This is a genomic window from Winogradskyella sp. ABM4_392, assembly GCF_056160445.1.
In genome coordinates, this window is the sequence record NZ_JBSWXE010000003.1 from 320,203 (window position 1) to 332,759 (window position 12,557).

At 33.4% G+C, this 12,557-nt stretch carries 16 protein-coding genes; 12 read left to right on the plus strand and 4 right to left on the minus strand.

Translation table 11 applies throughout. The features are described from left to right. Positions 1–133: 133 nt before the first annotated feature. From ACXAFS_RS10135 to ACXAFS_RS10175, 9 genes are all read left to right on the plus strand, one after another. Positions 134–709 (plus strand): non-canonical purine NTP diphosphatase, encoded by a 576-nt coding sequence (locus ACXAFS_RS10135; RefSeq protein WP_475306739.1) that lies wholly within the window; start codon positions 134–136, stop codon positions 707–709. 90 nt (positions 710–799) lie between these two features. Then, positions 800–1,306, plus strand: coding sequence for a DUF3124 domain-containing protein (locus ACXAFS_RS10140; protein WP_475306740.1), 507 nt, complete (start codon positions 800–802; stop codon positions 1,304–1,306). Position 1,307: 1 nt separating this feature from the next. Next, on the plus strand, positions 1,308–1,919 hold the full coding sequence (locus tag ACXAFS_RS10145) for a MarC family protein (RefSeq protein WP_475306742.1): 612 nt from the start codon (positions 1,308–1,310) through the stop codon (positions 1,917–1,919). 85 nt (positions 1,920–2,004) lie between these two features. Further along, on the plus strand, positions 2,005–2,439 hold the full coding sequence (locus ACXAFS_RS10150; protein ID WP_475306744.1) for a hypothetical protein: 435 nt from the start codon (positions 2,005–2,007) through the stop codon (positions 2,437–2,439). 126 nt (positions 2,440–2,565) lie between these two features. Continuing rightward, the gene (locus ACXAFS_RS10155) at positions 2,566–3,102 is read left to right on the plus strand and encodes a TIR domain-containing protein (protein WP_475306745.1); all 537 of its coding nucleotides are present in this window, start codon (positions 2,566–2,568) and stop codon (positions 3,100–3,102) included. An 11-nt stretch (positions 3,103–3,113) separates the two neighbouring features. Next, positions 3,114–3,677, plus strand: coding sequence for a TIR domain-containing protein (locus tag ACXAFS_RS10160; protein WP_475306746.1), 564 nt, complete (start codon positions 3,114–3,116; stop codon positions 3,675–3,677). A 2-nt stretch (positions 3,678–3,679) separates the two neighbouring features. Next, positions 3,680–4,297, plus strand: coding sequence for a hypothetical protein (locus ACXAFS_RS10165; RefSeq protein ID WP_475306748.1), 618 nt, complete (start codon positions 3,680–3,682; stop codon positions 4,295–4,297). Positions 4,298–4,607: 310 nt separating this feature from the next. Further along, positions 4,608–6,404: a DEAD/DEAH box helicase gene (locus ACXAFS_RS10170; protein ID WP_475306749.1), complete on the plus strand. Its 1,797-nt coding sequence runs from the start codon at positions 4,608–4,610 to the stop codon at positions 6,402–6,404. Between the two features lie 120 nt (positions 6,405–6,524). Beyond that, positions 6,525–7,337 (plus strand): carboxypeptidase-like regulatory domain-containing protein, encoded by an 813-nt coding sequence (locus ACXAFS_RS10175; protein WP_475306750.1) that lies wholly within the window; start codon positions 6,525–6,527, stop codon positions 7,335–7,337. Between the two features lie 3 nt (positions 7,338–7,340). On the opposite strand, the gene ACXAFS_RS10180 is transcribed toward ACXAFS_RS10175, so the two are convergent. Genes ACXAFS_RS10180 through ACXAFS_RS10190 form a run of 3 tightly spaced genes read right to left on the minus strand, consistent with a single transcriptional unit; the run spans position 7,341 to position 8,938 of the window. Further along, positions 7,341–7,703, minus strand: coding sequence for a VOC family protein (locus tag ACXAFS_RS10180; RefSeq protein ID WP_475306751.1), 363 nt, complete (start codon positions 7,701–7,703; stop codon positions 7,341–7,343). Positions 7,704–7,710: 7 nt separating this feature from the next. Beyond that, positions 7,711–8,238, minus strand: a complete 528-nt coding sequence (locus ACXAFS_RS10185; protein WP_475306895.1) for an SRPBCC family protein — start codon at positions 8,236–8,238, stop codon at positions 7,711–7,713. Positions 8,239–8,281: 43 nt separating this feature from the next. Continuing rightward, positions 8,282–8,938: a TrmH family RNA methyltransferase gene (locus ACXAFS_RS10190; RefSeq protein WP_475306753.1), complete on the minus strand. Its 657-nt coding sequence runs from the start codon at positions 8,936–8,938 to the stop codon at positions 8,282–8,284. 150 nt (positions 8,939–9,088) lie between these two features. Between ACXAFS_RS10190 and ACXAFS_RS10195 the strand changes: the two genes are divergently transcribed. Genes ACXAFS_RS10195 through ACXAFS_RS10205 form a run of 3 tightly spaced genes read left to right on the plus strand, consistent with a single transcriptional unit; the run spans position 9,089 to position 12,010 of the window. Further along, on the plus strand, positions 9,089–9,766 hold the full coding sequence (locus ACXAFS_RS10195; RefSeq protein WP_475306754.1) for an SIR2 family NAD-dependent protein deacylase: 678 nt from the start codon (positions 9,089–9,091) through the stop codon (positions 9,764–9,766). A 21-nt stretch (positions 9,767–9,787) separates the two neighbouring features. Beyond that, complete coding sequence (locus tag ACXAFS_RS10200; protein WP_475306755.1) at positions 9,788–10,504, plus strand: glycosyltransferase family 2 protein; 717 nt, start codon at positions 9,788–9,790, stop codon at positions 10,502–10,504. Positions 10,505–10,507: 3 nt separating this feature from the next. Continuing rightward, positions 10,508–12,010: an ArnT family glycosyltransferase gene (locus tag ACXAFS_RS10205; protein WP_475306757.1), complete on the plus strand. Its 1,503-nt coding sequence runs from the start codon at positions 10,508–10,510 to the stop codon at positions 12,008–12,010. 12 nt (positions 12,011–12,022) lie between these two features. On the opposite strand, the gene ACXAFS_RS10210 is transcribed toward ACXAFS_RS10205, so the two are convergent. Then, a complete protein-coding gene (locus ACXAFS_RS10210) occupies positions 12,023–12,544 on the minus strand; it encodes a hypothetical protein (RefSeq protein ID WP_475306758.1) in 522 nt (173 codons plus the stop codon). Positions 12,545–12,557: the final 13 nt, after the last annotated feature.

The window sequence follows — 12,557 nt, forward strand, 5'->3', positions numbered from 1 at the left end:
ATTCCTTTATCTAATATACGACAATTTACAGGAGGTATAACTGATAATTATCATAAACTAAAGCTAAATATATTAAAATCTTCCTAGCTTTTGGAAGTCATTTTAATAATCTATTTTTAACAAAAAATTAGAGATGCAAATTGTATTCGCAACCAACAACAAAAACAAAATTAAAGAAGTACAATCGCTAGTACCTCAACATATTCAACTACTGAGTTTAAAAGACATTGGTTGCCATGAAGAGATTCCAGAAACTACTGGCACTATTGAAGGTAATGCACAACAAAAAGCCAGTTATGTAAAAGACAACTATGGTTACGATTGTTTTGCAGATGATACAGGTTTAGAGGTAAATGCATTACATGGTGAGCCTGGCGTAGATACAGCATATTACGCAGGTCCGCAACGCAGTGCAGAAGATAACATGAACAAACTACTTACTAATCTTAAAAATGCAACCTCTCGTAAAGCGCAATTTAAAACTGTAATTGCCTTACACCTCAATGGTAAGCTAGAAACTTTTACTGGCATCTGCAGAGGTGAAATCACTACAGAAAAACAAGGTGATAAAGGCTTCGGCTATGACCCAGTTTTTAAAGCTGAAGGCTACACCCAAACTTTTGCTGAGATTTCTTTAGAAGAAAAAAACAAGATTGGACATCGTGGTAAGGCAGTCTCACAATTAATTGCGTTTTTGAATCAGTTTTAACAAAAATTGTATGGATTAATAGCCATAACTATTATCTTTAAATAAATTTAGATTATTACGGTTTTTAATAAAAAACGCTATAACATACTTATGAAATTTCATCATATACTTTTTCTTGCACTTATTGTTTTTAGTTGCGAAACAAAAAAGGAAAACACCTCGTTGAATCCAGAAAACTGGTCTAAAAGAGCTATTGAACTAAAAGCATCAGACACTTTAGAGTATGGTAAATCCTATCTTTCTATCTACTCTCAGATCTATAGCTTAACCGAACACACTAAGCACAATCTCACCTCTATGGTTAGTATGCGAAATACAAGCGATAAGGATACCATTTACCTATTAAGAGCTGAGTATTACGACACACATGGTAAATCTGTTAGAAAGTACTTTGATTTTCCTATTTATCTTGCACCAATGGAAACCACAGAAATAGTCATAGACGAAGTTGACGTTTCTGGAGGTACAGGGTCTAATTTTATATTTGAATGGAAAATCCCAGCCAACTGCCCAGAACCACTTTTTGAAGGCGTTATGACCTCAACTATGGGACAACAAGGCTTATCTTTTACCACAACAGCCAAAAGGATTAAATAATATGGCCGAAATCCTATCGACAATATTCTTAATCTTTGCAGTTATAGATCCTATAGGGTCTATACCTGTATATTTAGAAGCTACAAAAGAGTTTGACCTAGAACATAAAAAGAAAATTGCAGTTAGAGCATCTATCATTGCTTTTTTAATTTTACTCTTCTTTATTGTCATAGGTCAGCTTATATTAGAAGGCATGTCTGTGTCTTTAGATGCTTTTCAGATTTCTGGTGGAGTTATCTTATTCTTATTTGCCTTAACCATGATTTTTGGAGCTGGCAAACCCGAACAAGAAAAAAGTAACATTACAGATTATAAGCACGTTACTATTTTTCCTATAGCTATTCCTTCTATTGCATCACCAGGTGCTATAATGGCTGTGGTGCTTATGACCAACAATCATATCTATTCCATAAAACAACAAACAATTACTACACTAATTGTTCTTGGTGTTATTGGTATTACCTGTATTATATTGCTAATAGCTAATAGACTTCAAAAAGTAATTGGCAATTACGGTATTACCGTTTTAAGTAAAGTTATGGGACTTATTTTAGCCTCTTATGCTGTACAAAGCATATTAAGTGGTATAAGTAATTACTTTGGGAATATTTAAATTATAAGTTGTCGAAGAATTACCTATTTTTAAATAAAACTTATTTACACATACTATGAAAAACCTTTATTTAATAAGTCTTTTCATGTTGGTAGTTCTATCTTGCAAGCAAAAAAACCAACTTAATTCTGACATCACAGTTGAAGAAGTTATTGTAGAAGAAGTCGTGGACAACGACTTTAAGTCTTCAGATATTGAAGCATTTGAAAAAGAGTTAGAAGAAGTTGCCATAGGTGGCGAAGGCATAAGGTTTGAAAACGGACAAATGACTTTTGACATAGCATCACTAGAATCTTCTGCAAAGGAAGTTGAAGCACAACTAAAAAACATTAAAGACAATGTTATCTACGACTCAGAAAGCAGCAAACAAAACGCTATTGAGTCTATGGAACTGAACCTTAATTTGTTTAGAGGAGAGTTTTGTTGCACTACGCATAACGGAGAACATTGTGAGGACTCAAAAAAATTACGAAGCCTTCAAGAAAAATACAACTGTCAACGCTTTAAAAAGCAGATCTAATTATCAAAAAAATACGTAAGGTTACGTATTGACTTGTTGGTTAAAAAATCCGAACTTCGCTTATCGTCTGATATAAGTCATTAATACGGACTCATATCACTAAAGTTGGCAACAATTAAAAACTGAATGGAGAAAAAAACAAGAAACTGCTTCATAAGCTACCACCATAATAATGACCAAGTTTACTTAACCAATCTAAGAAAGGTTGTAAAAAGCATGAAAGTTTCTGACTATTCTCTAAAAAATGATATCGGTCATTTAACTGATGACACTATTTATAAAAAAGTAAGGTCAAAAATGCGGACTTGTTCTGTTACAGTTATTTTAATCGGGTCAAGAACTGGACATAGAAAATGGATTGATTGGGAGATTTGGGCTTCATTACGCGCCTACCAACATCCTTTTGATAGCAAAAAATCATTTAAACCTAATGGTTTACTCGCTATTTATCTGCCAGGAGAAAATCATTCCATTCCTGATAGATTAAGGGATAATATTAAGTCTGGATATGCAGTATCTATGAAATGGAAAAACCTTGAAAGAGATTTTGAAAGTAAAGTGAACTATGCTTACTGGAAAAGAAATAATGCAACAAATAAAATTAGAAACTCGAGAGAAAGGCAATCAGAGAATTATTTGAACTTTCTTGGATTTAAAATTTAATAAATAAAATTATGGCATGGAGCGGTATTAGAAGAAGAGTTTTTGTTTCACATTTTCGTGGAGACAGAGCTGAAGTCGATAACTTCATTAACTATTTCGCAAATCAATTAGGAATTTTTACGCCCTATGTTTTAGGTGCTAATGACAATGATGATTTCATTGACAGTGATAATCCTGAGTATGTAATGCGAAGAATTAGAGAGCTTTATTTACAAGATACAACTGTAACAATTGTACTTGTAGGTAGTTGTACCCATAGCAGACGTTATGTTGATTGGGAATTAAAAAGTTCATTAAGACAAGGAGATAATTATACACCGAACGGAGTAATGGGAATTATTCTACCGAGTCAAGGAACTTCTGCGTATATGCCACCTAGACTTGAAGCAAATTGGAGTCAAGGACATACAAATTGCTATGCAAGATATTGGGTTTATCCAAGTTCTGGTAATCAGTTAGGTGAATGGATAGATGATGCGTATAATGCTCGCACAACGCGAAATCATTTGATTAATAATGCTCAAACAATGATGAAATACAATAGAAGTTGTAATATTCATAACATAACACATTAAGCATGGATATATTTAAAGTATATTTTGATGAGAACTACAACTTAGTACTTCAAATATCAGTATGGCTAATTTTAGTATTAATCCTTTTGTTTTTAGTGTACTTTTTTTGGTTAAAGAATAAGCTACGCTATGACCTAGTAAAGGTGGATATCAATCTTGGAAATGTTGGGAAAGCAGAATTTAGGCCAAATAAAAATGACCTTCAAATTGCACATAAAATATGGACAGAGTTAGTAACTCGAAAAGCTGCAATTCCAATTGATAAAGACCATGATGTTATTGAAGAAATTTACAACTCTTGGTATGCTATGTTTCAAAAAGTAAGAGAGTTTATAAGTGATATTCCCGCTGATTTGATTAGAAGTAATAAGAGTACAAAAGAAATAGTTCGAATTGCCACACAAACATTAAACGAAGGACTAAGACCTCATTTAACTAGATGGCAAGCAAGGTTCAGAACATGGAGTGAATCAAAAAAAGATAAAATGATGGAAATGACTCCACAAGAATTTCAACAAGAATATCCACAGTACAAAGATTTAATAGAAGATTTGATGAGAGTGAACGGGCAATTAATTCAATATGCTCAAGAATTAAAAAAGATAATAGATAAAAAATAACTGTTGCCAACAATGGTTATAAGTAATTGCTTGTTCTCGCTTACTTCTGAAAATCCTCGCGGATTTTCAGTTTGGTGTGTACTTGCAAAGTTAACCGCTAAACCACGCAACTACTCATAGCCGAGACCGATAAGCGCAACTAAATCTCACCAATTCAAATAAAAGAGTATCTTTGCGCAAAAATTCGCGTATATTAAATAAAACGCGAGAACCTCAGAGTGAGGTGTGTTACGAGAAGTTTTGGTTTAAGTATGTCGATACGCTTCTAATGTAACACTACATTAATTTATCGCATACATTAAAAACAAGAATGAGTACATTCCAAAACCTTGGTCTTAATGAAGACCTTCTTAATGGTATTTCAGATTTAGGATTTGAAACACCTAGTGAAATCCAACAAAAAGCAATTCCAGTATTATTAGAAGAAGAGCGCGACCTAGTAGCGCTTGCACAAACTGGTACAGGAAAAACCGCAGCATTTGGTTTTCCGATGCTTCAAAAAATTGATATCAATAGCAGAACCACGCAAGGGCTTATCCTCTCACCTACCAGAGAATTATGTTTACAAATTACCAACGAGCTAAAACTGTATGGTAAATATTGTAAAGGCTTAAACGTTGTTGCCATTTATGGTGGAGCAAGTGTAACAGACCAAGCCAAACAGATTAAAAAAGGTGCACAAATTGTTGTTGCCACTCCTGGTCGTATGAAAGATATGATTAGCCGTAATCTGGTGGATATTTCTAAAATTCAATACAGTGTTTTAGACGAAGCCGACGAGATGCTAAACATGGGCTTTTATGACGATATTACAGATATCTTGTCACATACACCAATGGACAAAAGTACGTGGTTGTTTTCGGCAACCATGCCAAAAGAGGTGGCTACCATTGCACAAGAGTTTATGTACGACCCAATTGAAATTACAGTGGGTAACAAAAACGAAAGTACAAGCAATGTTTCCCATGAGTATTATTTGGTTAATGGTCGTGACCGTTATTTGGCATTAAAGCGTTTGGCAGATGCTAATCCTGATATTTTCTCGGTAATTTTCTGTAGAACAAAACGTGATACCCAAAAAATTGCTGAAAAACTGATTGAAGATGGTTACAGTGCTGGTGCACTACATGGTGACTTAAGCCAAAATCAACGCGACTTAGTTATGAAATCGTTTAGAAACAAGCAAATACAAATGCTTGTGGCTACAGATGTTGCTGCACGTGGTATTGATGTTGATGATATTACACACGTTATCAATTACCAATTACCAGACGAAATAGAAACCTATACACACCGTTCTGGTCGTACTGGTAGAGCTGGTAAAACAGGTGTTTCTATGGTCATTGTTGCTAAGAGTGAAGTAAGAAAAATAAAGAGCATAGAGCGCATTATTAAAAGACAGTTTGAAAAGAAAGACATTCCTTCTGGTATAGAAATCTGTGAAGTGCAATTAATGAGCTTGGCTAATAAAATTCATAATACAGAAGTTAATCACGAGATTGATAAATACCTAGACAGCATTAATGAACTGTTTGAAGACACTGAAAAGGATGAATTGATTAAGAAGTTCTTTTCGGTTGAGTTTACGCGCTTCTTCAACTATTATAAAGGTTCTAAAGACTTGACCGTTTCCGATTCTGGAGGCAGTAATGGTGGTGGTGGAAGAGAATCATCTGGCAACGACACACGTTACTTCATTAACGTTGGTCGTAAAGATGGTTATGACTGGATGTCCTTAAAGGATTTCTTAAAAGAAGTTTTAGAGCTTGGAAGAGACGATGTCTTTAAAGTTGATGTAAAGGATAGTTTTTCATTCTTCAATACGGAAAAAGAGAATGAAGAAAAAGTATTGGCTTTCTTCACGGATTTTAAATACAACGGTAGATTTGTTAATGTAGAAGTCAGCGAAAACAAAGGACGTAGTGGTGGCGGAAGACGCGACAGAGGTCGTGGTGGAAAACGAAAAGGTAACGACAGACCACGTAGTGATAGACGCTCTAGACGCAGTAATGATTCTGGAAGACAAGATGGGAGACGTTCTGATAAATCCCCTAAAAAAGGAAGACGTTCTGCATCAGACAGACCACGCAGATCTAGAAGAAAATAAACAAAAAGCCTCGGTAAAGAGGCTTTTTTATGGCATTAATGTTGTTAATATTTAGTCAAATCTTTTGGGTAAAAGTGCAAAATCAGTTTTGTTTATTACCTTTACATTGTATTTAACACTATGCGACACCTACTCATTATATTTTTATGCTTCACTACAGTTTACAGCTATAGTCAAGATAGTACTGCCACAAAGACACCTGAAACGGTAAAGGGAACTATTAAAAGTTCTACAAACCAAGAGGCTTTAAGCGAAGTTAATATTGTAAATATTAATCAGGTTGTTGGTACAGCTACAGATGATGAAGGTAAGTTTGAAATTAAAGCTAAAGTTAATGATACATTACACCTTTCTTACTTAGGTTACAAGTCTATTAAGGTAAGAGTTACCAATGACTGGCTAAAGTTTGGTAACACCGAAATTGTAATGACAGAACTAGCCCTAGCACTAGAGGAAGTTACCGTAAAATCTCTTGAACTTACAGGTTACTTAGAGGTTGATATAAAGCAAGTGCCAATTAGAAACAACAATCAATATCGTATTTCTGGTTTGTATGGTAAGGCTTATGAAGGTGGCAAACCAAACATAGCAACTAAAGTTTTAGGTGCTATTTTTAATCCTGCCGATTTTCTTTACAACATGTTTGGTAAAAAGCCAAACGAGATGCACAAGCTTAAAAAGATTAAGGAAGACGACGAGATTAGAAATCAGTTAGCCAAACGTTTTGATAGAGAAATGCTGATGGTACTACTTCAAGTTACCAAGTACGATTTAGATGAGATTGTTAATCAGTGTAATTATTCTAAAGACTTTATCAATACTGCTAATGATCTTCAAATCCTTGATGCTATAAGTGAATGCTACGAGGAATACAAGGTGATTCAGCGTAGTAAGGATCGCAAAAACAAGAAGAAGAAAAAAGATAAAGCTTAATTCTTAAGCATTAGAATGTAGTGCTACTCTATTGCCTTCGGTATCTATAAACACTCCCATAAAACCATGTTCGTCTGAAATTTTTGTTTTAGGTTGATAAATTTTACCACCTGCGGCTTCTACCCTATCTAATTCATTCTGTACATCTTTAGACATAAAATAAACCAAGGTACCTTCTTGACTTGGGATATATGAATCCTGTTTTATCAGAGTACCTGTTGCACCTTCGTTACCATTATGATTTGGGAACCAACCCATCTGTAAGCCACCAAAATCTACTTCCTGTATTTCAACTTTAAAAACAGTTTCATAGAATACCTTAGCACGAGACATGTCGTTTACCGGAATTTCAAACCATCCTACCATAACTTAATTATTTAGATTCTAAAATTTGTTTTAAATCATTGAGACCTTCTTCAAAATCCTTCCCGACTGTTTTATCCATATTAAAGAATAAGAAGAAAATATTTGAAGGCATCTTGTTTACACCTTTAAATCCCCAAACCACTTCAGTAGTATTTTCACCAACCGAACGAGTTGTTAGATAAGCATCTGATTGTGATTTCCATGGTTTATAAAAGCGCAATTGGCTTTGGACCGATTGATTTTCGGTAATGCTGGTAATCTCTTGTTCACCTGTACCAACCTCTTTATTGCCTTCCCATTTTGAAACAAAACCAACAGTAGCGTCTGTTCCTATATATTCTTGTTTCATGTTTGGGTCTTTCTTTTTCCAGGGTGACCATTCATCCTGATTTTTTATATACTTTAAATAATTAAACACATCACCTATGGGCTTGTTTATTGTAATACTTCGGCTAACATTGTAAGTTTTTGGTGCAATTAGTGCCAAAAGAACAATTAGGCCAATAATTGACAGTACGATGTAAAGTGCAGTCATCATAATTTTTGATTTTTTTAGTTAGTACTTAAAGTTACAAAAATTAATGCTGCGAATTGTAGCGCTTTACTATAGCATCGTAATCTTTGAGCGTTTTTTTAATCCAATCGAAACGTTTTTGTATGTATTCTTCGTCAGTTAATCGCCAATCAATATTCGATTTACGCAACCTTGATGTAACATGCTGAAGAATTATTGCTGCTGATACAGAAATGTTTAAACTTTCAGTAAAACCTACCATTGGTATCTTTAAAAAACAATCGGCTTGGTCTAAAACCTGTTGAGAAAGGCCTTCTGTTTCTCTTCCGAAGAAAAAACAAGACCGTTTAGTAATATCAAAATCAATAAGATCACAATCTTCTGCATGTGGGCTTGTCGCCACAATTTGATAACCTTTAGTTTTTAAATCTTCAATACAAGATTTTGTGGTATGATAACGATTTAAGTCTACCCATTTTTGTGCTCCCATGGCTATTTCCCTATCTATACGTTTAGAGTTAACCTCTTCTACAATGTTTACTTCTTGTATCCCAAACACATCACAAGAACGAATGACGGCACTGGTGTTATGCAACTGATACACATCTTCTGTAGCTACAGTAAAATACTTAGTACGCTGAGCTAGGACTTTTTTAAAACGCGCTCTTCGGCTTTCTGTAAGATAGGATTCTAGATGTTCTAAAAGTTTTAAATCTGACATGATTCAAAAATAATGAACCTAAATTAAAACTGAAGTCTCATTGCGAGCAATAAGGAACGAAAGACGTGGTAATCTTATAATAATAGTATTTCAATCTAAAAGATTGCCACGCTACGCTCGCAATGACAGTATATTTTATATTTTTAATCTATGAAAAAACACATTGTTGTATTAACAGGTGCTGGTATGAGTGCAGAAAGTGGTGTAAAAACCTTTAGAGACCATGATGGACTTTGGGAAGGACACGATGTAATGAAAGTGGCTTCACCAGAAGGTTTTAGACAAAATCCTGAGCTTGTTTTGGACTTCTATAACCAAAGACGAAGACAACTTAAGGAAGTTCAGCCTAACCAAGCTCATAAAGCTATAGCTTCGTTAGAAGCCAGTCACAAAGTTACTGTTGTCACCCAAAACGTAGACGATTTGCACGAGCGCGCTGGTAGTACCAATGTGGTACATCTTCATGGTGAATTAAAAAAAGTACGAAGCACAGGTAATCCTAGAGATATCAAAATCTGGACGGACGATATTAACATAGGTGATACCTGCGAAAATGGTTACCAATTACGACCTCATATTGTATGGTTTGGTGAAGATGTACCCATGATAGAAAAAGCTGTTGAAATTTGTTTATCAGCAGATATACTCTTAATCATTGGTACAAGTATGCAAGTATATCCTGCGGCTGGATTAATGCACTATGTTACTGATGAAACTCCTATTTACTATATAGATCCAAGACCTGCTTTGGTTCGCAATCAAAACATAAATGTAATTGCTAAAACCGCTACAGAAGGTATGAGGGATTTTCTGAATATTTTAAACTAGATTTACAGAAAATTAGAATTGATGATAAATAAACTTTCTATCATAATACCTGCATATAATGAGGCATCTACAATTAATGCAATATTAGAGAAGATAGAAACTGTAGAACTTAGTAATGGAATTGAAAAAGAGGTTATAATCGTAAACGACAGTTCTACCGATAATACCGAGGAAATAATAAAAGATTACATTTCTAAAAACAATTTGAATATAAGCTACTATGAACATTCTGTAAACAAAGGAAAAGGTGCCGCTTTACATACAGGAATAAAAAATGCAACAGGTGAGTATTTAGTTATTCAAGATGCAGACTTAGAATATGATCCCAATGAATACAATGATTTACTGAAACCTGTTTTGCTAGGTGTAGCAGATGTTGTTTATGGGTCTAGATTTATGGGAAGCAAGCCACATAGAATTCTATTTTTTTGGCATACTATAGGCAATAAGTTCCTTACATTTTTATCCAATATGTTTACAAACCTGAACTTAACAGATATGGAAACATGTTATAAACTCTTTAAAACCGAAATCATACAAAACATCAAATTAAAAGAAAAAAGATTTGGTTTTGAACCCGAAGTAACTGCAAAAATATCTAGAGTTGCAAAGATTAGAGTTTACGAAGTAGGGATTTCTTACTATGGAAGAACTTATGATGAGGGCAAAAAAATTGGTTGGAAAGATGGTTTTCATGCTATCTACTGCATCTTAAAATATGGGCTTTTAAAGCTATAATAGATGACAAAATATATACACTTCATCATAATTGTTTTTATTTCTAGTTTATATTTTTTTACTGTAAATGAGAACAATTTGGGTGTTACTCCAGACTCTGTTAAATATATAGAAGCTGCAAAGAATCTTTCTAATGGTAAAGGCTTTGTTATAGATAACACTCCTGTAACACACTATCCTGTTGGATACGCTTTTATGCTTTCTACCTCTAGTAAAATTACAGGATTGAGTATACTTCAATCTGGTAAATACCTTAACTTGTTTTTATATATAGTTGTTGGATTTATCTTCTTTTTAATATTAAAAGAAATAGGATTTGGCCTCATTACTGAAAGTTTTCTTTTAGCTGCGTTTTTGTTTTCCAGACCTTTAACAGTCTCCTTTTATTTTTGGTCAGAATTGCAGTTTATTTTGCTTATCAATCTGGCTTTTCTGCTGTACTTAAAATGGAAAAAAAATAATAGTCTATTAGTATTACTACTGTTTGGAAGTACTTGTTTTCTAGCTTTTATGACAAGATATGCAGCGATAGGTATTATTGGTGGTTTTTTAATTAATCTTCTGCTAATTAAAAACAAAACTATTGGCAAAAGGCTTTTGAATATTGTTTATTATTTATTACCCATTATTTTAGGCTTAATACTTTGGATATTCTACTCAGGTCTTGGCTCTAACCCAACAAAGGTGAGATCATTTGTAGTGCACTTTGTACCTATGCAAAAAATAGTATCTTCATTTAAAGCTATGGTTCCTTGGGTTACCAATAACATGGTTACAGCTGCATTAATTTTACTTATTATTCCTTTAATTGGTTATTATTTATATAAGAGTAAAGCTAATTTTTCTAAACTTATAAATACAGTAAAAAAGAATACCAAAGAACTTTTTATCATTGTTATTACCTATGTAGTCTTTATCCTTTTCTCTATTTCCTTTTTTGATGCCCACACACCTATAGACACCAGAATTTTATCACCTATATTTATGTTTATTTTACTTATTGTTGGTTACACAATACACAGCCTATCATTACATTCGGTAAAATGGAACAACACTTTTGTTTTAAGCTTATTACTCTTGTTTAGCATAAGCACATCTGCAGATGTGTGGTACAATATGTACAAAAATGGATTTGGATATACCGGAAAAGATTATCAAGCGTACACTTCTGTAATCAAAGAGCATATAACATCTTATAAAGGCACTACATATACAAATGCTAGTGATTTTATAAAGTTTAATACTGACAAAAACTTAAAAATAAAATCTATACCTTTTAAAATTAATCCTGGCACTAACGAGAGCAATTTAAATTACGAGACAGAAATAAATAGTTTAAAAACAGATATTTTAGCAGGTAAAGCACAAGTTATATATTTTGATAAAATGAGCATACGCTGGTATTTAATGAGTAAAGAAGATTTGCTTTTTCACTTAAAACCTGAAAAAATCATAAATTTTGAAGATGGCTTTATTATAAATCCTGTAAGTAAATCTAAAAATTAAGGAATCTAAACATTAGCTACCCATTTTAGTAAATACAATAGTGAAATCTTCATAAACCTCAATAACTTGATCGTTTATTGCGTCATAAGTTTCTATCTCAAAACCATTAGGTATTGTAACTGTTAATGTATTGCCAGATATAGTGCCCACAATATCACCTTGCTCGTCATCATTTTCAACTGTAATTGTATTTCCGTTTTGCATCCAACTAGATGTTAATCCAAAACCATTTTGGCATTCAAAATCTTGTTCATTATTATTATCTACAAAAATGTATGTAAAATCTATATCAATAGTAACATTACCTGTTTCAAAAAACTCTATGTAATTACCATCGTAGCAAGAAGTTTCAGCAAATAGGTCTCTAGACGCTGTACCATCACCATCAAAATCAAAAGAAGATTCTACTAAAAGTGAACTAACAAGCCATTGTCCTTCTGGTGTTAGTGTAACGTTCCCTTCATCATCAGAAGAGCATGATACAACAATAAAGCATAGTGTAAAGAGAATTAATGATTTAATTTTAGCTTTCATAATAGTGTTAATT

What these genes read in the sequence shown, in the direction of transcription:
- ACXAFS_RS10200 (WP_475306755.1), top strand. Translation starts at nt 9,788, where the DNA reads ATGATAAATAAACTTTCTATCATAATACCTGCATATAATGAGGCATCT.
- ACXAFS_RS10145 (WP_475306742.1), top strand. Translation starts at nt 1,308, where the DNA reads ATGGCCGAAATCCTATCGACAATATTCTTAATCTTTGCAGTTATAGAT.
- ACXAFS_RS10210 (WP_475306758.1), bottom strand. Translation starts at nt 12,544, where the DNA reads ATGAAAGCTAAAATTAAATCATTAATTCTCTTTACACTATGCTTTATT.
- ACXAFS_RS10165 (WP_475306748.1), top strand. Translation starts at nt 3,680, where the DNA reads ATGGATATATTTAAAGTATATTTTGATGAGAACTACAACTTAGTACTT.
- ACXAFS_RS10180 (WP_475306751.1), bottom strand. Translation starts at nt 7,703, where the DNA reads ATGGTAGGATGGTTTGAAATTCCGGTAAACGACATGTCTCGTGCTAAG.
- ACXAFS_RS10185 (WP_475306895.1), bottom strand. Translation starts at nt 8,238, where the DNA reads ATGACTGCACTTTACATCGTACTGTCAATTATTGGCCTAATTGTTCTT.
- ACXAFS_RS10190 (WP_475306753.1), bottom strand. Translation starts at nt 8,938, where the DNA reads ATGTCAGATTTAAAACTTTTAGAACATCTAGAATCCTATCTTACAGAA.
- ACXAFS_RS10195 (WP_475306754.1), top strand. Translation starts at nt 9,089, where the DNA reads ATGAAAAAACACATTGTTGTATTAACAGGTGCTGGTATGAGTGCAGAA.
- ACXAFS_RS10150 (WP_475306744.1), top strand. Translation starts at nt 2,005, where the DNA reads ATGTTGGTAGTTCTATCTTGCAAGCAAAAAAACCAACTTAATTCTGAC.
- ACXAFS_RS10140 (WP_475306740.1), top strand. Translation starts at nt 800, where the DNA reads ATGAAATTTCATCATATACTTTTTCTTGCACTTATTGTTTTTAGTTGC.
- ACXAFS_RS10170 (WP_475306749.1), top strand. Translation starts at nt 4,608, where the DNA reads ATGAGTACATTCCAAAACCTTGGTCTTAATGAAGACCTTCTTAATGGT.
- ACXAFS_RS10205 (WP_475306757.1), top strand. Translation starts at nt 10,508, where the DNA reads ATGACAAAATATATACACTTCATCATAATTGTTTTTATTTCTAGTTTA.
- ACXAFS_RS10155 (WP_475306745.1), top strand. Translation starts at nt 2,566, where the DNA reads ATGGAGAAAAAAACAAGAAACTGCTTCATAAGCTACCACCATAATAAT.
- ACXAFS_RS10175 (WP_475306750.1), top strand. Translation starts at nt 6,525, where the DNA reads ATGCGACACCTACTCATTATATTTTTATGCTTCACTACAGTTTACAGC.
- ACXAFS_RS10160 (WP_475306746.1), top strand. Translation starts at nt 3,114, where the DNA reads ATGGCATGGAGCGGTATTAGAAGAAGAGTTTTTGTTTCACATTTTCGT.
- ACXAFS_RS10135 (WP_475306739.1), top strand. Translation starts at nt 134, where the DNA reads ATGCAAATTGTATTCGCAACCAACAACAAAAACAAAATTAAAGAAGTA.